The organism is Rahnella sp. CJA17(1/100), assembly GCF_963881615.1.
Classification (GTDB): Bacteria; Pseudomonadota; Gammaproteobacteria; order Enterobacterales; family Enterobacteriaceae; genus Rahnella; species Rahnella aceris.
The window spans coordinates 108,672-134,029 of the sequence record NZ_CAWOJA010000001.1; the positions used below are offsets into that span (position 1 = coordinate 108,672).

Sequence of the window (25,358 nt, forward strand, 5' to 3'; positions counted from 1 at the left end):
AATAAAATGAAACGGTGTTTTGATATTGTGACTGGTATTGCAGACCCGGTTAGAAAACCAGTTGCACTTTCGAGGCTTTGGATTTATCCAGGGCGTATTCCAGCGCTTCCACCAGGCTTTCCTGCGGGAATTCCGCCGACAGCAGCGGCATCGGATCGACAGTTTTATTCGCCAGCCATTCGACCGCCGTGTTGAATTCTTCGGTGAAGCGGAAGCTGCCGACCCAGTTAATTTCTTTGGCAATGAGCATCACCAGCGGGAATTCATTCACCACCGGTCCCATGCCGACCTGAACCAGCGTGCCGCGCGCGCGGGTCACTTCCAGACAACGGCGGATGGAAGACGGGTGGCCGGAGGCATCGAAGGAGACATCGAAAAAGCCTTTCTCCGCCTGATATTCACTGAAATCACCCTGTGCGGCGTCCAGCGCTTTACCTGCACCCACCGCCAGTGCCAGCGTGCGGCAACGTTCGCTCGGGTCCGTCACCACGATTTGCGCGGCGCCTTTGGCTTTCGCCGCCAGCACGATCAGGCAACCGATCGGACCGACGCCGGAAACAAACACCGTTTTGCCATGAATATCGCCTGCCTGATTGACGGCATGAATGGCGACGGCCAGCGGCTCGGCGAACACCATCAGACGGTCACTGACCTGATTGTCGTAAGGAATGCACTGGTCGCTGTCGACGATCTTATACTGCGTAAACGCGCCATTGATGTGCGGGAAATACATCGCGCTGCCGAAGAATTTCATGGTGGTGCACTGGTTTTCGTCGCCGGACAGACAGTATTTGCAGGCTTTGCACGGCTTACTCGGGTTCAGCGCCACTTTCTGACCAGGCTGCAAACGCGGGTTATCCGATTTCTCCACCACACCCACCACTTCGTGGCCGAGTACCATCGCCTCGCGCACTTTGAAATCACCCACCGCGCCGTGTTCGTAATAATGCAGATCCGAGCCGCAGATGCCGCCGCGGGTGATTTTCACCAGCGTACCTGCTCCGGTGTAGTCGAGGGTCTGGTTGATCACCGAAACGTCTTTTTTCCCGGTCACGACGCAGGATTGTGTGGCAATAGTCATGGAATTCTCGCTCTTTAAAGGGCCTGATTGCGCCCAGTAAAGAGGGTTTGCCGGTCATAAAATGTGATCGTCGTCACTTTGCGCCGTGTTACGAAAACCTGTTACCCATAACTTGAACGGACTCAACTTTTCCCGGCAGATTTATCACGATTGCGCGCCGGAATGCTGAGGATCAGATGGGTTATCACACCACCGGCCAGCCCCCAGAATGCCGAACCGACTCCCAGCAGCGTGACGCCGGAAGCAGTGATCAGAAACGTAATGATTGCCGCGTCGCGCTGACGCTCATTTTCCAGCGCGCGGTACAGGCTGCCAGCAATGGTGCCGAGCAGCGCCAGCCCGGCGATGGTGTGGATCAGCGCCTCCGGCAACGCAGTAAAGACCATGCCGATGGAACCGCCAAACACGCCCGCAATCAGATAGAAAACGCCTGCCGAGACGGCTGCCATATAGCGTTTTTTGGGATCAGGATGAATATCCTCACCCATACAAATTGCGGCGGTAATGGCGGCGATACAGATGGTAAAACCGCCGAACGGCGCTAAAACTAACGCAGTCAGCGCCGTCCAGGAAATCAGTGGCGAAACAGGCAGATGGTAGCCGTGCGCTTTCAGTGTGGCGATGCCCGGCGCATTCTGTGAGGCCATGGTCACCACAAAAAACGGAATGCCAATGCCGATAATGGTGGAAAGTGTGAAATGCGGCATCACAAACGCCGGTGCGGCGAAGGTCAGCGTCTGCCCGTGCAGCGCAATATCCCCCTGTAATGCGGCGACGATCAGCCCGGCAACCAGCGCCATTACCACCGCATAGCGCGGCAGGGCGCGTTTTGCCAGCAGATACACCAGACACATGGTCCCTGCGAGGGCAAAATTGCTTTGCAGTGAGGTAAAGGCGTTCAGCCCGAAACGCAACAGAATACCGCCGAGCATCGCCGCTGACAGCGCCTGAGGAATGTAATGCATCAGTCTGGCGAATAAGCCGGTCACGCCACACAGCAGGATCAGCCCGGTGGCAAACACAAATACGCCAATGGCTTCGTTAAGCGAAGTGCCGGGCAGGCTGGTCACCAGCAGCGCCGCGCCGGGCGTTGACCACGCCGTCACCACCGGCGTGCGGTAATACAACGATAGCCCGATGCTGGTAACGCCCATGCCCAGCCCGAGCATACTCAGCCAGCCGCCAATCTGCGCTACGCTGGCGCCCGCCGCTTCCGCCGCCTGAAAGATAATCGCGGCGGAGCTGGTATACCCGACTAAAACCGCGACAAATCCGGCGATTACCGCCGAAAACGTTAAATTCTGCAAACTGAGACGCGAGGCCATGGGCGAAATTCCTTCTGGTTAGCGGACGCTGGCGGTATGCTGTTGTGCGTTATAGCGCACATCTGCTGCGCTCAAGATATCACTGTGCGTTATAACGCACAATCGCGATCGGTAAAAACGATTGCCAGAGGAGTCAGGATGCAGGAACTCACCCACCATATTGGCAGCCAGCTGAAAGCCGTGCGCAGCGAACGCGGCTGGAGTCTCAGCCAGACGGCAGAACATACCGGCGTCAGCAAGGCGATGCTCGGGCAAATCGAGCGCGGCGAATCCAGCCCGACCGTCGCGACGCTGTGGAAAATCGCCAGCGGCCTGAATGTTTCGTTCTCGGAATTTCTCGAAACGCCGCCCGCGCAGTCAGCGGCGTTGCATCGCCATGGCTTACTGACTACGTTCAACAGTGACACTTCGGGCATGCGCGTGGTGCCGCTGTTTCCGTTCGATACCACGCTGCGTATGGACATGTTTGTTATCGATCTCGAGCCGGGCGGATGCAGCGAATCCACACCACACGAAGCCGGAGTGATTGAGCATGTGATTGTTATCGAAGGTGAACTGACGCTGACGGTTGACGGCGTGACGCGTGTGCTCAGCGCCGGTGAAGCTTTGCGTTTTGTCGCCGATTGTCCGCACGCTTACCGCAATGAAAGCGGTCATTCCGTGCGTTTCCATGACCTGATACATTATCCGCAGTCACGCCCGTAACGTTTTCATTTCCTGAGGAGAATGCCCGATGAGCCAGCAGCAAGATGTGATGATCCGTCTGTTAACCCCCGCAGACCGCGAAGGTTGGGAAGTGTTATGGCGAGATTATCTGGATTTTTACCAGTCGGAACTCAATCCGGCGCAATTTGATTACACTTTCCAGCGTTTATCACAGCCTGATTACGCCAGCATGTTTGGCTATGTGGCGGAGTACGAGGGAAAACTGGTCGGGCTGGTGAACTGTATCAATCACGATCATGGCTGGCACATGCAGCAGGTGGTGTATTTGCAGGATTTGTACGTTGACGACCGCGCCCGCAAACTGGGGATCGGGCAAAAACTGATTGAAGCGGTTTATGCTTACGCCGACGAAAACAATAAAGCCAACGTCTACTGGACCACCCAGACCTCAAATCATACTGCCCGCAAACTGTATGATCGTATTGGTACGCTGACCGAATTTATTAAATATTCCCGTTAAGTGGTTTACGCATATTCATTTTCGTTGTGACGTAACCGAGGCTGGCGTACAGCGCCTGCGCACCGGGATTGCTGGCAAAGACATTCAGTTCAATTGCCACACAACCCTGTTCCTGCAGGCGTTCTTCCATCAATCTGAACGCTGCCGCTGCATGACCCTGACGGCGAAATTGCGGATACACCGTCAGTTCGTACACGAACGCGCTGCGCACGCCATAACGTTCCACATTGGCAAACCATAAATAACCCGCTGTTTCGCCGTTCTCTTTGGTTTTAATCTCAAAAAGATACTGATCCGGCGTATCAATACCTTGCGGCAGTGCACTTTGCGTAGAACTGCGAGCCCGTTCCAGCGCGGTATCCGCCTGCCAAAGACCGGCTGTTACGTTCTCTTCTGCATAATCTTTTGCCAGCTGTTCTGCGAAACCCTGGTAAAACGCAGCACTCATCGGCGCTAAAATAGTCATCCTTTCCCTCTGATTTATTTGTTGTTTTCCGGCTTCTTATAAGGCGTGACGTAGCATTCGCTGATGGTGGTGGAATGACTTTCCATCTGCGTGATGATGTAGCCTTTATCGGTCAGCGCCACTGAACTGTAGGGCGTTTCATTATTTTTATCTGAAATCACGTCTTCAAAAGACTGAATGATTTTGGCTTTTTCACTGGCGCGCGTCGGATCATCCATCCCGTCGACCCGGATCATCGCCTGTTTAAACTGATTACGGAATCCTGTTTCCCCCGCCTTGCTTTCAATCACGGCCTTGATGTTCACCGTGATGTCATTACCGAGCAGAAATAAGGTGTTGCTCTGATAAACCAGCACATTCTTGCGTTTCGAAACCACGAAGCCGTTCTCGATAACTTTCATTTTGCTGTTGTTGGCGTAAGTCACATCATCCAGGCAAATGGTTTTATCGCCGACCTTAAACTGGCTGAACCGCGCTTTGATTTCTTTCGGCGTAGATGCCGCCTGCGAGCAGAGCGGTGCAAGCAGCAAAAGAGGTAAGAGCCATGACTTCATAGGAGTTTCCTGAACAGGTGCTGAATCAGCCGACATAACAGCAGTATAGGGAGACGTGCGCAGGATGCGAACGTTTATCTTTGGCGGACCTCATACTTATTCATTGCTACAATGAATAAGTATGAGGTGGGTTGGAGGCGTAAAAATGCCGACTTTATATGTCGTTTTTGGATTTCCGAAGCAGAGATGGAGGCTGTAGTGGGTTGTCGCCGATCTATTAGGCGGTTATGCGTTCATTCCAGGTATCTTTATAAATGATATTCCCGTTTACATACTTCCATGTAATGCTTTCATAGCGTAGCTGGATAGTTTCAAAATGTGTCCCAGTCTGGTTGCCTGGGTATAAATTTGGTGCAATGGATGTAACTTTTACATTTTCCAAAATGATATTGAAGTATTCGGCTTCTATTCCCGCCTCAAGAATATGATACATTTTGATTGTAGCAGACTTCAGCGTTTGTCCTTCACTCAGTGCGCGATACAAAAGCGGCGTTGTCCTATCGAATTCTTTTTGCAAGGTGATCGGAGAATGTATTCGTGTCCCTGTTAGTTTACCCGTGTTTCTGTCGGCTGGGATATGCATATTATGAGTCACTGATTTTAACTCTATCGTCCCTTCTCTGCCTGAAACCAACGAACCACCAACAATGGGTGAACCATCTACTCCGGTTAGAAATAAATATGCCGGATTTGACATGAAATATCCTTATTTTTAATGTTTAGTTATCTTGCGGGTAATATTTATCGACTAGTTTACCAATAATCCATATGACAAATACCATAGCTGAAATGGCGAGCAATCTCTCCAGCCAGGTATCAAAATAAAATACAAAGAATAACGAAAACCAGACTGATGCACCGCCAAGGATAGCGCCTATTTGACCTACTGCAGCATTTGCAGCTTTCTTCATAAAACTGGGTTTCTTATCCACTTATCCACGGCCTCCAACTTTTGAATCTACAATTTTTAGGATCTTATCAAACGCGGGAGAGCCTTGTTGGTGTCGAACATACAGGGCGTCAACAAAAGGTGACAGGGCAGGCTCGAACAGGAAATAAAGCAGATCATAATCTTTTAACCGCAAAATAGCGTAGAGTTCAGGCACTTCCACGCTCAGCTTTTCTGATGCCCGAATGCAGCGTTCTTTCATTCCTCCGACTAATAATATGTTTCCAATGACCCCGCCTCTTACTTTCACAAAAAAGCTTGTTCCTTGAGCTATCGCGATAGCAACTTTCCCGGCAATAACTGTATTAGTTGCAGTTCTGCCGACAACTGAGAAAACAGATCGGCTGTATGTTTTGTTTTGTTCGCTTTCTGAAACGTATTTATTGAAATCGTTAAGTATAGTTTGTATCGCGTCCGTAATCCGATCATGTTCCAGTATTCCACGTTTAATCGCTTCTATTATTCTTATTGTTTCTGTTTCATGCGCGTGGTATGAATCTGTATCGAAAAAACCATATGCAAGATATCCAAGATCAACTGGCACGGAAAGTATTCCATGTACCAAACCAATAGCTGAATCAGGGGAAATAATTATGTCGGCAATGCGCTGTGCTATCTCTTCTGAATTATCCATAAGACGCCCTTTGAAGTCCGTTTGTTTGGCGGTTTTTTAGAGGATATATTGACTTAAGCCAAATGACAATGGTTAAAAAACGTGCGAAAGTTTGGTGCGGAAAATATCTTGTTTAATCAGTTTCTCAAAATTAGCTTAATGTATAAGATGATGTACGCATTCTTTAGAATGAGAAAATTTGCCCGTATCCCAACAACTCCACTCGGGTTTATCATCTGAATGAGTTTTTAACGACACCTCCCTCTTTCTGCGCTATGTTTTTCTTCCTTTGTTTTATTTCTTTCAGGAGTTTGCCATGAGCCAGCCTTCGCTGATTTTGTATTCCGATGCCAATTTTTTCAGCCCATACGTGATGTCCGCTTTTGTCGCGCTGACCGAAAAAGGCATTCCCTTTGAACTGGAAAAGGTAGATCTGGCTAACGCGGAAAACCTGAAGGAAAATTATTCGGCGATTTCCGTCACCCGCCGCGTACCGACATTAACCAATGGCACGTTTGTGTTATCCGAGTCTTCTGCGATTGATGAATATGTCGAAGAGTTGTTCCCTGCGCCCACGTTCCCGGCCATTTACCCGGCTGACCCTGAAAACCGCGCCAAGGCCCGTGAAGTACAGGCATGGCTGCGCAGCGATCTGATGCCTATTCGCGAAGAGCGTTCAACGGAAGTGGTGTTTGCCGGTGCGAAACGTCCGGCGCTCAGTGCAAGCGGACAGCAGGCGGCTGAAAAATTGTATGCCGCCGCCGCGTTTTTACTGGGCGACAAAGAATATTTATTTGGCGAATGGTGTATTGCGGACGTGGATCTGGCGCTGATGCTTAATCGTCTGCATCTGAACGGCGATCCGCTGCCGGAGAAACTGGCCGCTTACGCAGAGGCGCAATGGCAGCGGCCATCGGTGAAGGAATGGCTGGCGCTTTCAGCTTAACGTTTTTGTCAGAAAGAACCGCGTATGCGTCGAGGGCGCATCGTCCGGCGCGCGGGAATCAGGGATGTAATCCTCCAGCGCCATTTGCATGCTATAGCCCATACGTTCGTAGAAAGGCCGCGCCTGGAAACTGAACGTATCAACCAGCGAGTAACGGCAACCCCGGGCTTTGGCTTCCTCTTCCGCTTCCCTGATGAGCTGCGTGCCGACATCTTTGCCGCGCAGCGTTTCATCGACCCACAGCATCTTTATGTACATCCAGTAGCCGACGGTTTCAGCCACGATACCGCCCAGTTTCTTGCCATTTTCATCTTCCACGAAAATGCCTAACTCGCGGAAGGTCGGTTTCGGGATAAAGTTTCTGTTGAAATCCCGCAGTGCCGTTTTGATCTCCTCGAGATCGCTTTCGGTCGGGGCATGGGTGAGACGAGTCTTCATGACATTTTTCCTTTTTCCGTTAACGTTTTGTCGTAGCGAGGCGAACTGCAAAAGCGATAAACACGGTGCCGGTGAGCCGGTCCAGCGTTCTGACCACTGCCGGACGGCGCAACCAGCGCGACAGCGGGCGGGTGGCTGAAATCATGGTGACCGACCATAACGTCCCGATCACCGCATGCATGGCGGCGAGGCCGAAAATGTACGGCCCGACCGGATAGCCGGTGGCGACGAACTGCGGCAGGAAAGAGACATAAAACACACCGACTTTCGGGTTAAGCACGTTGCCAAAAAGGCCTTTAACGAACGGCGAGTTCCCGATGCGTAAGGCGGTGCGGCGGCTTTGCGGCGCATCCATGTTCATTTCGTTGCGGGGTTTGAACAACATCTGCAGGCCGAGCCAGGCCAGATACGCGGCACCGATCCATTTCAAGACATTGAAGGCGATTTCAGAGGCGGCGAGCACGGCACCGAGGCCAAGTGCTACCATCGCGCCCCAGACCAGACAACCGGTGCTGATGCCAAAAGCGGTGGACAGCGCCTTTTTACTGCCCTGACTGGCGGCAGTGCGCAGCACCAGTGCGGTATCGAGACCGGGGGTGAGGGTTAAAATGCCAGCGGCAAGCGCGTAAGAAAGCAGGGATTCGGTAACGGTCATTGGCTTTTCCTGATGAGCGAAAAAACCAGAATAGTGAAGCGGACGGCAGAGATGCAATCGCGAATTTAAATGAAATTCGGCATAAAAATACTGGCAAATAAAAAAGCCTGTGGAAGTCGGGCTTCCACAGGCTTTTCAGAGGGTTTTCGCGCAGACGATTATTTGTAGATTTCAGCGTCAGCGTGCAGTTTGTTGTTCCCGGTCACGGAGATGATGCGGTAAGAAGAGGCACCGGCATCTTTCGCTTGTTGTGAAAGTTTCGCTTCCAGGCCACTGATGGAGGTGGAGTTGGCGGCGGAAATCACCCCAATTTTCTGCATGTCACTTGATGGCTGAGTAATCTGCTGAGCCGCGAAGCTGCCGAAAGAAATCAGGGAAAGGGTTGCAGCTACAGCAAAAATTTTGACGTTTTTCATGATGATTTATCCATTCAGGTTATGAGAGTGAAAGGTGGTTGCCTTTCGATGAATGTATAATAGGCGTGATACCCGGAGATGAAAAACGGATTGATTTGAGTATCTTGTTCAAAATATTTGGCCTACTTTTTACGCAATTTTACGTGCGAATGCGGGTAGCTGACGAAACCGCATTCGTGCTGACACAGCCTGAAACTGCCTTAGGTTTCTCTGCATTTCTTCCCTTCCTGCTGATTTTGGGCGGTTTTGTAGAAAGGGTGCTAGACTTTATCTGCAGTTCAAGAAGAGGGCGTTCGTGCAAAACACACGTTCTGCTCGCAGAGCCTGAAGCGTTCTGCTCTTGTTTGGCTAATTTGGCTGAACAATATTCACGGTAACGGAAATTTATTCGGAGGAGTCGAAAATGGGAATTTTATCCTGGATTATCTTTGGTCTGATTGCAGGTATTCTGGCGAAATGGATCATGCCGGGCAAAGATGGCGGCGGATTCATTCTGACCGTAGTCCTGGGTGTGGTAGGTGCCGTTGTGGGTGGTTATATCAGTACTTTCTTCGGTTTTGGTCGCGTAGACGGATTCAACTTCGGCAGCTTCGTTGTCGCCGTGATTGGTGCGATCGTCGTACTGTTTATCTACCGTAAAGTCAGAAGCTAAGGTGTCGACCTTAGGTTGAGATGTGAAAAGCCGCGCAAGTCGCGGCTTTTTTGTGTCTGTTAATCACTCTACCGGCGACGTCGGCAGTCGTACGATGTCCTGATTTTCATTGCCCATCCAGTAAACGCCTTCCTTCGCCCAGAACGGCCCTTCGATAAAGTCGAGCAGGTCGGAATACTCTTCGTAAAATTGTTTACCGTCGCGGTTGTAGACACGCATATAGCCGGAATAATGCCCGCCGTCGCCCGGCATGGTCATGCGCGGAATAAATTCGAAAGTTTTATACTCGCGCACCACATATTGTTTGTTCGGACTCCATTGCTCGGAGACGAGTTTCCCTTGTTTCCACCACTGATGGCCTGCGGCGATCACCGCCAACAGCACCGCCAGCATGATCCAGCGCTTGCGCTGACGCATCAGGGCTTCCTGACTTTTGATTTTGGGCATTAACGTAACTCTGTATTTTTACGCGGACGTCCGCCTTTTTTACCATTTTCCCGGCTGGCACTGGCTTTAACCGCGCTGCGCATGGCACCGTTAATTGAGGCAACAATTTTCTGTAAGTCGCTGGCATCAAATAGAATTTTTGCAAGTAATCCCGGCAGGTAAATATCCACATTACAGGCCGGAATACGCAGTGCTTTGCTGAAACCATCGACTGCTGCGGTGTTCAGTTGTTCCTGCGTCGCGTGCTGAAGTTCTTCAATCAAATCAATGTTAATAAGATACCCGACGCCGTTGCCGTGCATGATCATAAAGGCATGTTGTTCAGGACGGTATTCGACCGAAACAGGGCGGGAAGGGTCATTAGCCGTTTGCTCCCCGCGTTTTAACGCCGCATCAAATCGTGTCATTGGTGCCATGGATCTTCTCCCATTCAGCATTGAGCGTGACGATATTTGCTTCTAAGTAACGAAACAAAGCTTTGATCTCCGCGTCGTAAATGAACATGGCGCGGCAGGTGATCATGGCTGTAAACCATAATCAACCATCCTGAAAAGCGGAGAATTGTGGGCATGAGTTTATCCATAAACCTAGCAGTTAGGTTTATGGTAGACCTGAAGGGATGAATTAGCGAGCGTTACTTTATCAGGGACTAAATCGCCACCAGCCCGCGCACGCCTTCCGCCTCCATTTCTGTCCCGCGCCCGCGTTTCACAATGCTGCCGCGCGACATCACCAGATAGCTGTCGGCCAGTTCGGCGGCGAAATCGTAGAATTGTTCGACCAGCAGGATCGCCATGTCTCCCCGGGCGGAGAGCTGTTTGATCACCGCACCGATTTCCTTTATCACCGACGGCTGAATGCCTTCGGTCGGTTCGTCGAGGATCAGGAGATTCGGTTTGCAGGCCAGCGCACGGCCAATCGCCAGTTGTTGCTGCTGGCCGCCGGACAAATCACCGCCGCGGCGATGCTTCATTTCCAGCAGGATCGGGAACAGATGATAGATTTCATCCGGCACCTGTTTAGCATTGCTGCCGGAAAAACGCGACAGCCCCATCAGCAGATTTTCTTCCACGGTCAGACGCGGAAAAATTTCGCGTCCCTGCGGGACATAGGCAATTCCCGCCTGTACACGCTGGTGCGGTTTGCGGGAATTGATCACCTGATCCTGCCAGCTGATGGTGCCGGATTTCGCCGGTATCAGCCCCATCAGGCATTTGAGCAGCGTGGTTTTTCCGACGCCATTACGCCCGAGCAGGCACGTCACTTCGCCGATTTTTGCCTCAAAAGACAAGCCGCGCAAAATGTGGCTGCCGCCGTAAAACTGATTCAGTTCATTTACCTGCAACATAATGCGGCTCCTCAGCGCCCTAAATACACGTCGATAACCTGCTCGTTGGCCTGCACTTCACGCAGCGAGCCTTCAGCCAGTACCTGACCCTGATGCAGTACGGTGACGTGGTCAGCGATGGTTTCCACAAACCCCATATCGTGCTCGACCACCATCAGCGAATGCCTGCCAGCCAGTTGTTTGAACAGCTCTGCGGTGTATTCGGTTTCGGCATCGGTCATGCCTGCCGCCGGTTCATCGAGCAGTAACAGATGCGGTTCCTGCACCAGCAACATACCGATTTCCAGAAACTGTTTCTGACCGTGCGAAAGCAGGCCCGCCGGTCGGTGGCGCTCAGCGGCGAGGCGCAGCGTGCCAAGCATTTCATCGATACGGTCACGCTGCTCGCTGTTCATTTTTGCGCGCAGACACGCCCATACCGATTTATTGGTTTTCTGCGCGATTTCCAGATTTTCGAATACCGTCAGCGCTTCAAATACCGTCGGTTTCTGGAATTTCCGCCCGATGCCTGACTGCGCAATCTGCACCGGATCCAGTTTCGTCAGATCGGTACGCTGGTCGTAAAAAACACGGCCACTTTGCGGTCGGGTTTTGCCGGTGATCACGTCCATCAGCGTGGTTTTCCCCGCGCCGTTCGGGCCTATCACGCAGCGTAGTTCGCCGACACCGATGTTCAGCGACAAATTGGTCAGCGCCTTAAAGCCGTCAAAGCTGACGTTGATGTTTTCCAGTTGCAAAATCGGGTCAGTTTGTTCGCGGTGCCGGTCCGCCCGCTGCGGCTGGGTAAACAGGTCTTCGGTCATGGTCATCAGGATTTCCTCTTGCGCAGCAGGCCAATCACACCTTGTGGCAGGAACAGCGTCACCAGAATAAACATGCCGCCGAGCACAAATTGCCAGTATTCGGGAATGGCGACGGTGAACCAGCTTTTCGCGCCGTTGACGATGCCTGCGCCAATAACCGGGCCGATCAGCGTGCCGCGTCCGCCGAGTGCCACCCAGATGGCGGCTTCGATAGAGTTGGTCGGCGACATTTCGCCCGGGTTGATAATGCCGACCTGCGGCACGTAGAGCGCACCCGCCAGACCGCACAGCATGGCGGAAATCGTCCAGACGAACAGCTTGAAACCTCTCGGATCGTAACCGCAGAAAATCAGCCGGTTCTCAGCGTCACGCACTGCCGTCAGCACGCGGCCATATTTACTTCTCGCCAGCGCAAAGCCCAGCGCCAGACTGGCGACCAGTACCAGAACCGTGGCTAAAAACAGTCCCACGCGGGTGCCAGTGGCGGTGACCGGAAAGCCGAGCAGGGTAGTAAAACCGGTGAAACCGTTATTGCCACCAAAACCGGTTTCATTGCGGAAAAACAGCAACATACCGGCGTACGTCAGCGCCTGCGTCATGATCGAAAAATAGACGCCTTTGATTTTAGAGCGGAAGGCGAAATAGCCGAACACAAACGCCAGCGCGCCGGGCACCAGCACGATCAGGCACAGTGCCCAGGCAAAATGCTGCGTACCTGCCCAGAACCATGGCAGCTCGGTCCACGACAGAAACGACATAAAGTCCGGCAATCCGCTGCCTGCGGCCTGCCGCATTAAATACATGCCCATCGCATAACCGCCGAGGGCGAAAAACAGCCCGTGGCCGAGCGACAGCAAACCGGCATAACCCCAGACCAGATCGAGCGCGATCGCCACGATCGCATAACAGAGGATCTTGCCGATCAGTGTCAGCGTGTACGTGGAGATCGCCAGCGGATTACTGGCGGGCAACAGCGCCAGAAACGGCATCGCAATCAGGAAGATGAGCACCAGCGTGCCCACCGAAATCGCAATCTTCGGCGCTTTTTGTACGCCGGTAATCGTCAGAGGCTGGCTCATCAGTCAATCACCCTGCCTTTGAAGGCGAAGAGTCCCTGAGGACGTTTCTGAATAAACAGGATAATCAGCGCAAGGATCAGGATTTTCCCCAGTACTGCGCCGATTTCCGGCTCAAGAATTTTGTTCACGATGCCCAGACCAAAGGCCGCCACCACGGTGCCCGCCAGTTGTCCGACACCGCCAAGCACCACGACTAAGAAGGAGTCGATGATGTAGCCCTGACCGAGTTCCGGGCCGACGTTACTGAGCTGCGATAATGCCACGCCGCCTAAACCGGCAATGCCGGAACCAAGGCCGAACGCCAGCATATCGACGCGCCCGGTGGGCACCCCACAGCAGGCCGCCATGGCGCGGTTCTGGGTGACGGCGCGTACGTTCATGCCCAGCCGGGTTTTATTGAGCAGCAGCCAGGTCAGGCCGAGCACCAGCAACACGAAGATGATCACCGCGATGCGGTTGTACGGCAGCACCAGATTCGGCAGCAACTGAATACCGCCGGAGAGCCAGCCGGGATTCGCCACTTCGACGTTCTGTGCACCAAACAGCATACGTACGCCCTGAATAAGGATCAGGCTGATGCCCCAGGTCGCCAGCAGGGTTTCCAGCGGACGACCGTATAAATGGCGGATGACCGTGCGCTCCAGTGCCATGCCAATCCCCGCCGTAATGAAAAAGGCCACCGGCAGTGCCACCAGCGGATACAGCGCCAGCAGGCCAGGGGCATAATGCTGAAACAGCGACTGCACCATGTAAGTCGAGTAAGAGCCGAGCATTAACATCTCACCGTGTGCCATGTTAATTACACCCAGCAAACCGTATGTGATCGCCAGTCCGAGTGCGGCCAGCAGCAGAATCGAGCCGAGCGATAAGCCGGTAAACGCCTGACCCAGTAAATCGCCAATCATCAGGCGATGCTGCACCGCTTTCAGGCTGGCGAGCGCGGCATTACGCACCGTGGCATCAGGCTCGGTTTTCGGATCCGTCAGGCTTTGCAGGCGGCCCTGAGTATCCGGATCGCCCGACGTGCCGAGCAGTTCAACGGCTTTCAGGCGCACCTGCGGACTGGCATCAGCCAGTTGTAAATTTGCCAGCGCGATGGAAAGGGCGTCGTGAACGGTGCTGTCTTTTTCCTGTTCAAGACGACGGGTCAGCAGCGGCAACTGATCGGCCTGCGCTTCGCGCTGTAAGGCTTTGGCAGCCTGTAAACGGACCGCGCTGTCGGTGCTCACCAGACGGTGTGCGGAAAGCGCATTGGCAATCAGAATACGCAGGCGGTTGTTCAGCCAGACTTTTTTGGTGTCACCCTGCGGTTTAACGTCGCCTTCCAGCGGCGTCAGCTGATCGCCATTTTGCGCAAATGCATGTTTTGCTTCGTCGATGACGACGTTTTCCTGCTTCAGTGCCTCGAGCAGTGGCAGCCTTTCCGGCTGCGGGTCTGCCGCCCATTGCTGTAATAACGTGGCCTGCTGGCTGCGGCTGGCGGCAGCAAAGTCATTCGCCGCACCCGCCTCTGCCAGCAACGGAAGGCAACAAAGCAGGAAAAGCAGTGATCGGATGAGGATTCTCATAATGTTCTCGCCGCATAAAGTTGATGCTGGTTTGCTCCTCCCCCTGCGAAGGGGGAGGCGGGGAGGGGGTTTTGCAAACAACACAGTTGCCATTAATACCCCACCCCAGCCCTCCCCTTCGCAGGGGAGGGAGCCGACCGGTTTACTCTTCAACCCCTTCGCAAGAAGGAGCTAAAACAATCAGTTAGTCGTTTTTACCGGGGTATCTGGCTTTTTATCGTTACCCGCGATGTACGGGCTCCACGGCTGGGCGCGGATTGGTTTGTCGGTCTGCCAGACCACGTTGAACTGACCGTTGGATTCGATTTCGCCGATCATTACCGGTTTGTGCAGGTGATGATTGGTTTTATCCATGGTCAGCGTGAAGCCGGACGGCGCAGCGAAGGTCTGTCCGGCCATCGCGGCGCGGACTTTATCCACATCCGTCGTACCGGCTTTTTCCACCGCCTGCGCCCACATATGGATGCCGACATAGGTCGCCTCCATCGGGTCGTTGGTCACCGCGTTATCGGCGTTTGGCAGTTTGTGCGCCTTCGCGTAAGCCTTCCATTCAGCCACGAATTTCTTGTTGGTCGGGTTATCCACCGACTGGAAGTAGTTCCACGCTGCAAGGTCACCGACCAGCGGTTTGGTGTCGATACCGCGCAGTTCTTCTTCACCGACCGAGAACGCCACCACCGGCACATCCGTCGCTTTCACGCCCTGATTCGCCAGCTCTTTGTAGAACGGCACGTTGGAATCGCCGTTGATGGTGGAGATCACCGCAGTTTTGCCGCCAGCGGAGAATTTCTTAATGTTGGAGACGATGGTCTGATAATCGCTGTAACCGAACGGCGTATAGACTTCTTCGATGTCGCTGTCTTTCACGCCTTTGGAATGCAGGAAGGCGCGCAGAATTTTGTTGGTGGTACGCGGATAGACATAATCGGTGCCGAGCAGGAAGAAGCGTTTGGCCGCACCGCCGTCTTCACTCATCAGGTATTCCACTGCCGGGATTGCCTGTTGGTTAGGCGCGGCACCGGTGTAGAACACGTTTGGCGACATCTCTTCGCCTTCGTACTGCACCGGATAGAACAGCAGGCCGTTCAGTTCTTCAAACACCGGCAGCACAGATTTACGCGACACCGACGTCCAGCAACCAAACACCACCGCGACTTTATCCTGCGTCAGCAACTGGCGGGCTTTCTCCGCGAACAGCGGCCAGTTGGAGGCCGGATCGACCACCACCGGCTCGAGCTTTTTGCCGAGCACGCCACCTTTGGCGTTGATGTCGTCAATGGTCATCAGCGCGATGTCTTTCAGCGGAGTTTCTGAAATGGCCATGGTGCCGGAAAGCGAATGCATGATACCGACTTTGATGGTCTCGGCTGCCTGCGCGCTCCAGGCTAAGCCCATGCTGACTACGGTAGCGGAAAGAGCAAAGGCTTTAATAAAACGTCGACGTTGCATAGATGTACCCTCTGAAGAAAAGTTAAGAGAACGCTGGTATGTAGAAAGTCGAAAAAACATTTAAAAAAGTCATGACGGGTTGCCCTCGTCACTCTCCGCCCTGGCCCGGTGCAACATGTGCAGAGTAATTTTGCGTACCTCGGCCTTACTGACGGCAATATGATCGTGTAACTGGCGCTGTGCCTCCTCGGTTTGTTGTTGGATGATGGCGAGCAAAATGCTCGCGTGTTCTTTATAGGTGGCGTTAACCCGCTCACCTTTGGTGAAATCCAGCCGCCGGATGATGCGGATTTTCTCCGTCAGCTCGCGGTGGATTCGCGCCATTTCGGCATTACCCGCCGCGGCCACCAGCGTCATGTGAAACTCCTCGTCATAACGCGAGACCACCTGACCATCTTGCAGTTGCGGCTGATCGATCCAGAACGCTTTCAGTTCAGCCAGTTGTAAGGGCTGAGCGGCTGGCGGCAACGCACACAGACGTTTCACCGCTTCCAGTTCCAGCACGATACGCAGATCGTACAACTGCTCGAAAAAGTCGAAATCGAACGGGCGAACCTGCCAGCCACTGCGGAAAAACACTTCGACATAGCCTTCATGTTCCAGCCAGAACAGCGCCTGACGGACCGGTGTGCGGCTGACTTCCATGCGGTCAGCGATGTCGTTTTCGCTGAACCGGTCACCGGGCAGCAGGCGGAAGCTGAAAATGTCGTCTTTCAGCTGCTGATAAATGCGTTCCGCCAGCCCTTCCGGGCGGCTTTTACTGCGTGAAGATTTAGGTCCCGTGAGTTGCATGAAATATTCCCTGTTGTTCCCGATAGTTTTAAACGGCTGTGTCCAGCCACAACAACGCATCACCTGGCCCGACCGGACGGCCTTGCTGGCAACTGATTTTCAGCACGGTACCGGCGCACGGCGCGTTCACCGACAGTTCCATTTTCATGGCTTCGACGACGATCAGCGGCTGGCCTTCTTCGACCTGCTGGCCCGGCTGTACCAGGATTTTCCAGACGTTGCCGTTAAGGTCAGCGCTGACTAAATGGCCGTCCTGATCCGCGTCGTCTTCCACTAACTGCACGGCATTGGCTGCCGCTTCCACCGCGGCGCTTTCAGCCTCATGCCAGTGCGCCACTTCGCGGGTAAAAGCGTCGGTTTGCCGGGTGCGGAAATCAGCAATGTCGGCGGCGTTGTCGGCGAGAAATTGCGTATAGTGCGCAAAATCAAATTCCGTCTCTTCGATGCGGATTTGCGCCCGTCCTTCGCGGAAGGCTTCGCGCTGAATGTCCAGCTTGGCTTCGGTGACTTCATAGAACCGCACCTGATCGAAGAAGTGCAGCAGCCACGGCTCGCCGTTTTTGAACTGCTTGTTTTTCAGGAACTTGTTCCAGATCGGCAGCGTGCGCCCGACCAGCTGATAGCCGCCCGGCGAATCCATGCCATAAATGCACATGTACATGCCGCCGATACCGACCGTGCCTTCGGCGGTAAACGTGCGCGCCGGGTTGTATTTGGAGCTCAGCAGGCGATGGCGCGGATCGACCGGCACCGCGCACGGTGCGCCGAGATACACATCCCCCAGCCCGAGGATCAGATAGCTGGCGTCGAAAATGATGTTTTTCACGTCTTCACGGCTCGCCAGTCCGTTGGTGCGCTGGATGAAATCGACGTTATTCGGCAGCCACGGTGCTTCTGCGCGCACGGTTTGCTGATAGCGTTCGACCGCGCCGAGCGTGGCGGAGTCTTCAAACGCCATCGGCATGTGCACGATACGGGTCGGGATTTTGAGCTGGCTGACATCGGCCAGGCTGTTTTCCAGCGTCAGTAAATGCTGAAGCAGCGCCGTCTGATGCAGCACGCGGCTGTCGTAGCGGATTTGCAGCGAACGCACGCCCGGCGACAGTTCCTCAATGCCCTGCTGACCGGCGGCTTTGATGGCGTTCATCAGCAGATAAATGCGCATGCGTACCGCCAGATCCAGCACGTTGTCGCCGTACTCAATCAGCACGTAGCCGTCGCCCGCCTGACGGTATTCCACCGAAGGGCGTTCTGCCGTGGCCGGTAATGCCGCAAGAATGGTGGCGGATGCAGTGGTGTCCGGCAGCAGGGATGGCACCGGCAGCGCCATCGCGTTGACTGGCATCAGCGAATCAAGCGTGCCTTGTTGCGCCCGTTCCAGCGCCTGCGCCTGTTCAAAACTGATCGGATGGAAACGGATTTTATCGCCCGGTTTCACCTGTCCGACTTTCCACAGTTCGGCTTTGGCGATGGTTACCGGACAGACGAAACCGCCGAGGCTTGGCCCGTCGCGGGTCAGAATCACCGGGAAATCGCCGGTGAAATTAATCGCGCCGATGGCGTATTCGCAGTCATGCACATTCGACGGATGCAGACCGGCTTCGCCGCCGTCCTGCCGCGCCCATTGCGGTTTCGGACCGACCAGCCGCACGCCGAGACGGTTGGAGTTGTAGTGCACCTGCCATTCTGCGGCGAAGAACGTGTCGATGGCGTCTTTGGTGAAGAAATCCGGCGCACCGTGCGGCCCGTAAAGCACACCGATATTCCAGATGTCGCCGTAAGGCGGCACGATATTTTCCGCCGCCGCCTGCGGTAAACCGACCGGCGCGGGCGTGGTGCAGGCCGCGAGTTCCGGCTGTGAAACAGTCAGCATATCGGCGACGCGCAGCGTGCGGCCCGCATGGCCGCCAAACTGCCCGAGTGCAAAGGTCGACCGGCTGCCGAGATACACCGGCACGTCGAAACCGTTACGCACGGCGAGATAGGTGCGGCAACCCTGCGTGGCGCGGCCAAGTTTCAGTGTCTGACCGGCTTTCACATCCACCGGCTGCCAGTAAGAAACAGCTTCGTCATCAAGCGTTGCCGGGCAGCGTGCGCCGGTCAGTGCGATAACGGCGTCGCAATGAAAGCGCAGTGTGGGTCCCTGCAACGTGAATTCCAGACCGGCGGCATCCGGATGATTGCCGACAATGCGGTTGGCGAGACGGAAGGCAAAATCGTCCATCGGGCCGGACGGCGGTACGCCGATATCCCAGTAACCGAGGCGTCCCGGATAATCCTGTACGCTGCTGTAAGTGCCGGGTGCGATCACTTCGATGGCGTTGGGCGAGTAGTCAAAACTGTCGAGCATGCGCGTCCACATTTCGCCGTTGCGGAAAACCGGCGTGGCGACGACCTGACGCAGATAATCAATGTTGGTGGCGATACCGTGCAGGCGGGTGGCGGCCAGCGCGACGGACATTTTCGCCAGCGCGTCCTGCCGGTCGGTGCCATGCACAATCAGCTTGGCGATCATCGGGTCGTAAAACGCCGACACTTCACTGCCGGTAGAGACCCAGCCATCGACGCGGACGTCTTCGGGGAAAAACACTTCGGTCAGCACGCCCGGACTTGGCTGGAAATTCTTCAGTGGATCTTCTGCGTAAATACGCACTTCCATCGATGCGCCCTGCGGGGCTTTTTCCATTGTTGGCCAGTCCGTCGATTCACCGGCGGCGACGTTCAGCATGCATTCGATCAAGTCCAGACCGGTGACCATTTCGGTGACCGGATGCTCAACCTGCAAACGGGTGTTTACTTCGAGAAAATAAAATTCGTCGCGCGCGGCGTCATAGATAAATTCAACCGTACCGGCGCTGCGGTAGTTCACCGATTCACCGAGCTGCACGGCGGCGCGATGCAATGCTTCGCGGCTGGCCTGCGGCAGATCCGGCGCAGGGGTTTCTTCCACCACTTTCTGATTGCGGCGTTGCAACGAACAGTCACGCTCGCCGAGGGCCACCACGCGGCCTTTGCCGTCGCCAAAAATCTGCACTTCAACGTGGCGGGCGCGATCGACAAAGCGTTCCAGAAACACACCGGCATCACGGAAAAACTGCTCGCCGAGACGTTTCACGCTGTCCCATGCGGCACGCAATGCCTCTTCGTTATCACAGCGCGTCAGACCAATGCCTCCGCCGCCTGCGGTGCTTTTCAGCATGATGGGATAACCAATTTCGGCGGCAGCTTTCACCGCGTCATCAATGCTGTCGAGTAAACCGGTGCCCGGCGTCATCGGCACATTCGCGGCACCGGCTAATTCGCGGGCGCGGTGCTTGAGGCCAAACTCGCGGATTTGTCCGGCGGTCGGGCCGATAAACGCAATGCCCGCTGCTTCGCAGGCATCGGCGAACTCTGCGCTTTCGGATAAAAATCCGTACCCCGGATAAATTGCCTGCGCGCCGGTTTCTTTCGCGGCGGCCAGAATTTTGTCGATCATCAGGTAGCTTTCGCTGGCCTTTTCGCCGCCCAGCGCGATGGCGATATCCGCCTGTGTGACGTGCGGGGCATTGCGGTCGGCATCGGAATACACGGCGACGCTGGTGACGCCCAGACGTTTCAGCGTGCGGATCGCACGGCAGGCGATTTCGCCACGGTTAGCAATTAAAACGGTGGTAAACATGTGCGTTCCTCAGCTTTTTACCGGTGATGAATTCAGACTCTGGATGTAACTTCTCCAGCCGCCAAACGCGGTGATATCCGTGGCTCCGCCAGTCGCCCATGGCTCACAGATAAAGCCTTTCACGATGCGGCCATCGGCCAGTTCGAGAGAACCGATCCCCAGCGGTGCCGGGATTTCAGCGACGAATTCCCCAAAGCGCGCCAGCGGGATATCCCACAATTCGACGATAATTGCGCTGCCGCTCTCAGCCCGCATCAGCCCCGGCTTCGGCGGTTTAGTGTTGGCGAGGGCGAAGAGTTTGTAGGTGGCAGCAGTGGTGGTTTGTTCGACGCGTACCGCGTGGCGGCTGGTGAGCTGGAAATTCAGCGGCATGCCGGTCAGATGAGCGCCGACCACGGCAACGCGCACGCTGGCGGCACTGACCGGCGCGGATGTCATGAATTCTTCAGGTTTCATCGTAAGCCCGGTCGCGCCAAGCGGCAGGCTCAGGCTGCGCTGCCACTGACGGCCAAAACTGGCCAGTGCGTCGTCATGCCAGGCCGGAGCGATCAGCGTGATCCCGGCGGGCAGGCCGTCGGCGCGCAGGCTGCAAGGCAGCGCCAGCGCCGACAAATCCGCCAGATTAGTGAAGTTGGTGTAAATGCCGAACTGCGAGTTGTAGAGCACCGGTTCCCGAACCAGCTCTTCCTGGGTGCGGATGGTCGGCGACGTCGGCACCACCAGCGCGTCAAACCCTTCCAGTGCCAGATTAATTTTGCGTGCCAGCTCCGCCCGTAAATATTCGGCGCGCCAGGCATCGCAGGCGGTGTAGTTCAGGCCATTGGCGACAATCCCGCGTACGACCGGATCCATTGCTTCCGGGCTTTCTTCAAAAATTTCGCCGACCGCCACGGTGCGTTCCGCCACCCACGCGCCGTAATACAACTGCTCAGCCAGTTCGCGGAACGGCGTGAAATCAATCGTTTCCAGCGTGACGCCATGGTGGCGCAGGCGATCCAGCGCCTCACTGAAAGCGGCCTGTGCCAGATCGTCCCCAAAAAATTCCAGACGGTCAGGTATGGCGATTCGCGGTTGTGCGGAAAAAGCCACCGGCGCGGTATGCGGGTTTTTACGCGAATAGGCATCGGCGGCGTCATATCCGCCTGCGGCATGGGCCACGGTTTGGGCATCGGCGACGGTCAGGGCGAAAATCGAGACGGCATCGTTGAGGCGACAGGCCGGAACCACACCGGTATTCGACAGCCAGCCTTTGGTCGGTTTCAGCCCGACAACATTGTTAAAGCCCGCCGGAACGCGACCGGAACCGGCGGTGTCGGTGCCCAGCGAAAACGCCACCAGACCGCGTGCCAGAACGGAAGCCGAACCCGAGCTTGAGCCGCCACTGACGTAATCAGGATTAAACGTATTACGCACTGCGCCGTACGGCGAGCGGGTGCCGACCAGGCCGGTGGCGAACTGATCGAGATTAGTTTTACCGATCACCACCGCACCTTTGGCTTTCAGATTGGCGATGACGGTGGCATCCGCTTCTGCGGTATAAGCAAACGCAGGGCAGGCCGCCGTGGTCGGCCAACCAGCGATATCCATATTGTCTTTGACGGCAAACGGCACGCCAAACAGCGGCAGGGCGCTCAGGGAGCCTTCAGCCTGATCGCGCAGGGTTTCAAGACGGGTGATTTGTGCTTCAAGCTGTTCTGCCGTGGCGAGATAAATCCAGGCATTGTCTGTGTCACTCAGGCTCCCCAACACCAGGGAAAGCGTAGTGCGCAGGCTGTCGGGCGCACTGCGGTAATGCTGCTGCCATTCCCGCAGGGTAAAACCGCGAAAAGGTGATGCGACTGTTTCTGAAGCTGAAGCCATATTGTGAATCCCATCTGGTATACAAGATTGAATTCATCTAAGCAAAGCCTGTGCCACATCATTATTCATTGATTTTGCTGGGTTTATGTTTCGTTGTATGACCGGTCTGTATATTTGTTGCACCACGGACGGAATGCAACTGAACAAAAATGGGGCGAAAATTTGCGCTTTGTGCAGCCACCGTTCAAGGTAATTGCATTATTATTTTCGCAATAATGCTCAGGAAGGACATATCTTTAAGAGGCTGTCTTTCTGCAAAACTGTTTTTAGGAAACCCCTATTTAATGCAACTTCGTCATCTCTCTGAACGCCTGAAAAAGCTGTTACTGGCGCTGGTTCTGGTGATTATCACGCTTTTGGCTGTGCGTACTTATGACGCCTTACAAGGGCCGCCGCTTGAACCGTGGCACAAACTGGTGCCGGACGAACTGAGTACGGAGCAACTGGATAAAAGCGACTGGCCGGCGTATTTACGCGCGGAGCAGCAGGCGTTTGTTGAAGTGAAGCAGCAGGTGACGGACAAACTCGACAGAGAAGATCGTATTCCGCTTAACCGCTATTACGATCGCAGCCCGATTTATCCCGAGCATTTTGCACAGGACTGGAACCGCTCTTATGAGCTGATGCCCGACGGTAAGCCAGCCGGTGCAGTGGTGCTGTTACACGGTCTGACCGATTCCCCTTACAGCCTGCGGCATATTGCGCAGGATTATCGTCGCCGCGGATTTGTGGTTGTCGGTATCCGCCTGCCCGGTCACGGCACCGTGCCCGGCGGCCTGACGCGGGTGGACTGGGAACAGTGGCTGGCGGCAACGCGGCTGGCGGTACGTGAGGCGCGTCGCGCAGCCGGGACAGATGTACCGCTGCAACTGGTAGGTTTCTCCAACGGCGGGGCGCTGGCGATGAAATACACGCTGGATTCCCTTGATGACCCTGCGCTGGCGAAACCTTCGCGTGTGGTGCTGATTTCCCCGATGATTGGCGTGACCAGTTTTGCGCGCTTTGCCGGATATGCGGGCTGGCCGGCAATTTTCCCGGCCTTTGCCAAAACCGCCTGGCTGAACCTGATGCCGGAATTTAATCCGTTTAAATACAATTCTTTTCCGGTGAAAGCCGCCCGTCAGTCCTATCTGCTCACCCATGTTTTGCAGCAGCAGATCAGCAAGGATGCGCAATCCGGCAAGCTGGCGCAGTTGCCACCGCTGCTGGCGTTTCAGTCGGTTGTTGACTCCACCGTCAGTTCCCGTGCCGTGGTGACGGCGTTGTTTAATCAGCTTCCCGCCAATGGCAGCCAGCTGGTTCTGTTTGATATCAACCGCAGTGCCTATGTCGGCCCGCTGCTGCGTCCTTCCTCTGAAACAGCAGCAGAGCGCCTGTTGCCTGCGCCCCCGCGCGCTTATCAGACGACGGTTATCACCAATGCCTCGCCGGACGATGCCGCCGCTGTCGCGAAAACCACTGCGGCGGGGCAAAACAGCACGTCAGTTACGCCACTCGGCCTGAATTATCCGTCGGAATTCTATTCGCTGTCGCATGTTTCGCTGCCTTTTCCGACGGACGATTCGCTGTACGGGCGCAATCCGCAAGGTCCGGCGCAGTTTGGCATCCGGCTGGGAACACTGGCTGCCCGTGGAGAAAATGGCGCGCTGGTGGTGAGCATGGATCAACTGATGCGGGTTTCATCCAATCCGTTTTATCCGTATATGTTGCAGCGAATTGAAGGTTTCTGATTTCTGCTGATTAAATTCACGGAAATAGCTTGCGATAATATCGTGCACTATATATATTGGCGGCATGAACATGAAAACAGACAGCGACCCAACACAACACCGCATGCTGCATCTGGATCAACAGATGTGTTTCGCGCTTTACTCTGCGAATCTGGCACTGCATAAAGTTTACCGTAAGTTACTCGGGGAACTCGGGCTCACTTATCCGCAATATCTGGTGATGCTGGTGCTGTGGCAACGTGATGAAGTCACGGTGTCTGAAATCGGCGAAAAACTGTTTCTGGATTCGGCGACCTTAACGCCGCTGTTAAAGCGTCTTGAAGCGGCAGGTTTACTGGTGCGTCAGCGCGCCAAAGCAGATGAACGCCAGGTGATTATTTCCCTGACTGATGCGGGTAAGGCACTACGTGAAAAAGCACAGGACATTCCCGAAGCCATTGTGTGTGCGACGGAATGTGATATCGGCGAACTCGTGGCGCTGAAACAGCAGCTCGAAGTATTACGGGCTAAACTTCAGGATAAAGCGTAGCGCTGATTGTCTTAAGAGTGTTAACCAGACGAGTCCGAAGGTGCTTCTGCGGGTCGTCAGGTAAAGTTAATTAAGTAGTGTGCGATTAAATCGTTTGAAACTAATAAGTATTTATCACAGATAAGGAACGAAATATGTCTATTGAAAAAGTTGTGTATCGTGCTCATGCATCCGCTACCGGTGGCCGTGATGGCCGTGCGACTTCCGATGACGGCGTTCTTGACGTCAAACTGGGCGTACCAAAAGAGATGGGCGGCATGGGTGGCGGTACCAACCCTGAGCAACTGTTTGCCGCCGGTTATTCCGCGTGTTTCCTCGGCGCACTGAAAGCCGTGGCCGCGCAGGAAAAAATTAAGATCCCTGCTGACGCTAAAATCGAAGGTGCGGTAGGCATTGGTGCTATCCCGGGCGGCTATGGCATCGAAGTACAGCTGGATATTACCCTGCCGGGCTTTGAGCGCAGCGAAGCCGAAGCGCTGGTGGCAAAAGCGCATCAGGTTTGCCCGTACTCCAACGCGACCCGTGGCAATATCGACGTCACGCTGAACGTTAAATAATGTTCTGATACACAACGCCTTCACCAGGGGAATGTTGTGATGTATAAAAGCAAAAAATCTCAGGAGGCTTCGGCCTCCTTTTTGCATTACCAGCGCCTATCCACAGACCAACAGAAAATATTCGGAAAGAAAATACGACGTCGCTGCGCATGCGGAATAATCCAGAAAGCTGCATAAAACCGCATTCTCAGCATAATCTGTGAACCAGTCCGCCATAAACATGTCACAATGATTCCAAATCTTTCAAAATACGT

Annotated in this window: 27 protein-coding genes; 7 read left to right on the forward strand and 20 right to left on the reverse strand. The window is 54.6% G+C overall.

All coding sequences use genetic code 11. The features are described 5' to 3' along the window. Positions 1-49: 49 nt before the first annotated feature. A complete protein-coding gene (gene idnD / locus AACU55_RS00505) occupies positions 50-1,081 on the reverse strand; it encodes an L-idonate 5-dehydrogenase (protein WP_134706473.1) in 1,032 nt (343 codons plus the stop codon). Positions 1,082-1,203: 122 nt separating this feature from the next. Beyond that, a complete protein-coding gene (locus AACU55_RS00510; RefSeq protein WP_013573408.1) occupies positions 1,204-2,406 on the reverse strand; it encodes a benzoate/H(+) symporter BenE family transporter in 1,203 nt (400 codons plus the stop codon). Between the two features lie 138 nt (positions 2,407-2,544). On the opposite strand from AACU55_RS00510, the gene AACU55_RS00515 reads away from it, so the two are divergent. Continuing rightward, positions 2,545-3,111 (forward strand): helix-turn-helix domain-containing protein, encoded by a 567-nt coding sequence (locus tag AACU55_RS00515; protein WP_013573409.1) that lies wholly within the window; start codon positions 2,545-2,547, stop codon positions 3,109-3,111. A 28-nt stretch (positions 3,112-3,139) separates the two neighbouring features. Then, complete coding sequence (locus AACU55_RS00520) at positions 3,140-3,592, forward strand: GNAT family N-acetyltransferase (RefSeq protein WP_134706474.1); 453 nt, start codon at positions 3,140-3,142, stop codon at positions 3,590-3,592. Here the strand turns inward: AACU55_RS00520 and AACU55_RS00525 are convergent. The 5 genes from AACU55_RS00525 to AACU55_RS00545 form a co-directional block, all read right to left on the reverse strand. Continuing rightward, complete coding sequence (locus AACU55_RS00525) at positions 3,576-4,058, reverse strand: GNAT family N-acetyltransferase (RefSeq protein ID WP_037033842.1); 483 nt, start codon at positions 4,056-4,058, stop codon at positions 3,576-3,578. The two genes, AACU55_RS00520 and AACU55_RS00525, sit on opposite strands and share 17 nt — an antisense overlap. A gap of 14 nt (positions 4,059-4,072) precedes the next feature. Continuing rightward, positions 4,073-4,612 (reverse strand): hypothetical protein, encoded by a 540-nt coding sequence (locus AACU55_RS00530; RefSeq protein WP_037033841.1) that lies wholly within the window; start codon positions 4,610-4,612, stop codon positions 4,073-4,075. Between the two features lie 217 nt (positions 4,613-4,829). After that, positions 4,830-5,309, reverse strand: coding sequence for an Hcp family type VI secretion system effector (locus tag AACU55_RS00535; RefSeq protein WP_134706475.1), 480 nt, complete (start codon positions 5,307-5,309; stop codon positions 4,830-4,832). 22 nt (positions 5,310-5,331) lie between these two features. Beyond that, positions 5,332-5,523, reverse strand: a complete 192-nt coding sequence (locus AACU55_RS00540) for a hypothetical protein (protein WP_037033839.1) — start codon at positions 5,521-5,523, stop codon at positions 5,332-5,334. A gap of 21 nt (positions 5,524-5,544) precedes the next feature. Next, complete coding sequence (locus tag AACU55_RS00545) at positions 5,545-6,195, reverse strand: hypothetical protein (RefSeq protein WP_037033838.1); 651 nt, start codon at positions 6,193-6,195, stop codon at positions 5,545-5,547. Between the two features lie 295 nt (positions 6,196-6,490). Between AACU55_RS00545 and yfcF the strand changes: the two genes are divergently transcribed. Next, positions 6,491-7,120 carry a glutathione transferase gene (yfcF, locus tag AACU55_RS00550; protein ID WP_013573413.1) on the forward strand — a complete coding sequence of 210 codons (630 nt, stop codon included), beginning with the start codon at positions 6,491-6,493 and terminating at the stop codon, positions 7,118-7,120. Here yfcF and AACU55_RS00555 read toward each other — a convergent pair. From AACU55_RS00555 to bhsA, 3 genes are all read right to left on the reverse strand, one after another. Further along, positions 7,112-7,558 (reverse strand): GNAT family N-acetyltransferase, encoded by a 447-nt coding sequence (locus tag AACU55_RS00555; protein ID WP_037033837.1) that lies wholly within the window; start codon positions 7,556-7,558, stop codon positions 7,112-7,114. The genes yfcF and AACU55_RS00555 overlap by 9 nt on opposite strands. A 19-nt stretch (positions 7,559-7,577) precedes the next feature. Beyond that, positions 7,578-8,213, reverse strand: coding sequence for a LysE family translocator (locus AACU55_RS00560; RefSeq protein ID WP_013573415.1), 636 nt, complete (start codon positions 8,211-8,213; stop codon positions 7,578-7,580). Positions 8,214-8,371: 158 nt separating this feature from the next. Further along, a complete protein-coding gene (gene bhsA / locus AACU55_RS00565; protein WP_013573416.1) occupies positions 8,372-8,629 on the reverse strand; it encodes a multiple stress resistance protein BhsA in 258 nt (85 codons plus the stop codon). A gap of 403 nt (positions 8,630-9,032) precedes the next feature. Here bhsA and AACU55_RS00570 point away from each other — a divergent pair, with 403 nt between their 5' ends. Further along, entirely contained in the window at positions 9,033-9,281 is a 249-nt protein-coding gene (locus AACU55_RS00570) for a GlsB/YeaQ/YmgE family stress response membrane protein (RefSeq protein ID WP_013573417.1), read from the forward strand. A 63-nt stretch (positions 9,282-9,344) separates the two neighbouring features. Here the strand turns inward: AACU55_RS00570 and AACU55_RS00575 are convergent, their stop codons facing one another. The 10 genes from AACU55_RS00575 to atzF all read right to left on the reverse strand — a co-directional run bounded on the left by AACU55_RS00575 (position 9,345) and on the right by atzF (position 22,288). Further along, positions 9,345-9,728, reverse strand: coding sequence for a hypothetical protein (locus tag AACU55_RS00575; RefSeq protein WP_037033836.1), 384 nt, complete (start codon positions 9,726-9,728; stop codon positions 9,345-9,347). Further along, positions 9,728-10,144, reverse strand: coding sequence for a DUF2442 domain-containing protein (locus tag AACU55_RS00580; protein WP_013573419.1), 417 nt, complete (start codon positions 10,142-10,144; stop codon positions 9,728-9,730). The genes AACU55_RS00575 and AACU55_RS00580 overlap by 1 nt, the downstream gene beginning before the upstream one ends. A 233-nt stretch (positions 10,145-10,377) precedes the next feature. Next, positions 10,378-11,076 carry an urea ABC transporter ATP-binding subunit UrtE gene (gene urtE, locus AACU55_RS00585; protein WP_134706476.1) on the reverse strand — a complete coding sequence of 233 codons (699 nt, stop codon included), beginning with the start codon at positions 11,074-11,076 and terminating at the stop codon, positions 10,378-10,380. Between the two features lie 11 nt (positions 11,077-11,087). Beyond that, entirely contained in the window at positions 11,088-11,885 is a 798-nt protein-coding gene (gene urtD, locus AACU55_RS00590; RefSeq protein ID WP_013573421.1) for an urea ABC transporter ATP-binding protein UrtD, read from the reverse strand. Beyond that, positions 11,885-12,958: an urea ABC transporter permease subunit UrtC gene (gene urtC, locus AACU55_RS00595; RefSeq protein WP_134706477.1), complete on the reverse strand. Its 1,074-nt coding sequence runs from the start codon at positions 12,956-12,958 to the stop codon at positions 11,885-11,887. Before urtC ends, urtD begins: the two co-directional genes overlap by 1 nt. Continuing rightward, complete coding sequence (urtB, locus tag AACU55_RS00600) at positions 12,958-14,526, reverse strand: urea ABC transporter permease subunit UrtB (RefSeq protein ID WP_037033832.1); 1,569 nt, start codon at positions 14,524-14,526, stop codon at positions 12,958-12,960. The genes urtC and urtB overlap by 1 nt, the downstream gene beginning before the upstream one ends. A 180-nt stretch (positions 14,527-14,706) precedes the next feature. Continuing rightward, positions 14,707-15,975 (reverse strand): urea ABC transporter substrate-binding protein, encoded by a 1,269-nt coding sequence (gene urtA, locus AACU55_RS00605; RefSeq protein WP_013573424.1) that lies wholly within the window; start codon positions 15,973-15,975, stop codon positions 14,707-14,709. 69 nt (positions 15,976-16,044) lie between these two features. Beyond that, entirely contained in the window at positions 16,045-16,767 is a 723-nt protein-coding gene (locus AACU55_RS00610) for a GntR family transcriptional regulator (protein WP_013573425.1), read from the reverse strand. Positions 16,768-16,795: 28 nt separating this feature from the next. Continuing rightward, on the reverse strand, positions 16,796-20,428 hold the full coding sequence (uca, locus tag AACU55_RS00615; protein ID WP_134706478.1) for an urea carboxylase: 3,633 nt from the start codon (positions 20,426-20,428) through the stop codon (positions 16,796-16,798). 9 nt (positions 20,429-20,437) lie between these two features. Further along, positions 20,438-22,288, reverse strand: a complete 1,851-nt coding sequence (gene atzF / locus AACU55_RS00620) for an allophanate hydrolase (protein WP_134706479.1) — start codon at positions 22,286-22,288, stop codon at positions 20,438-20,440. A 284-nt stretch (positions 22,289-22,572) separates the two neighbouring features. On the opposite strand from atzF, the gene AACU55_RS00625 reads away from it, so the two are divergent. The 3 genes from AACU55_RS00625 to AACU55_RS00635 all read left to right on the forward strand — a co-directional run bounded on the left by AACU55_RS00625 (position 22,573) and on the right by AACU55_RS00635 (position 25,104). Further along, positions 22,573-24,018: an alpha/beta hydrolase gene (locus AACU55_RS00625; protein ID WP_112151980.1), complete on the forward strand. Its 1,446-nt coding sequence runs from the start codon at positions 22,573-22,575 to the stop codon at positions 24,016-24,018. A 70-nt stretch (positions 24,019-24,088) separates the two neighbouring features. Further along, positions 24,089-24,547 carry a MarR family winged helix-turn-helix transcriptional regulator gene (locus AACU55_RS00630; protein ID WP_013573431.1) on the forward strand — a complete coding sequence of 153 codons (459 nt, stop codon included), beginning with the start codon at positions 24,089-24,091 and terminating at the stop codon, positions 24,545-24,547. Between the two features lie 134 nt (positions 24,548-24,681). After that, positions 24,682-25,104 (forward strand): organic hydroperoxide resistance protein, encoded by a 423-nt coding sequence (locus AACU55_RS00635; RefSeq protein ID WP_013573432.1) that lies wholly within the window; start codon positions 24,682-24,684, stop codon positions 25,102-25,104. Positions 25,105-25,358: the final 254 nt, after the last annotated feature.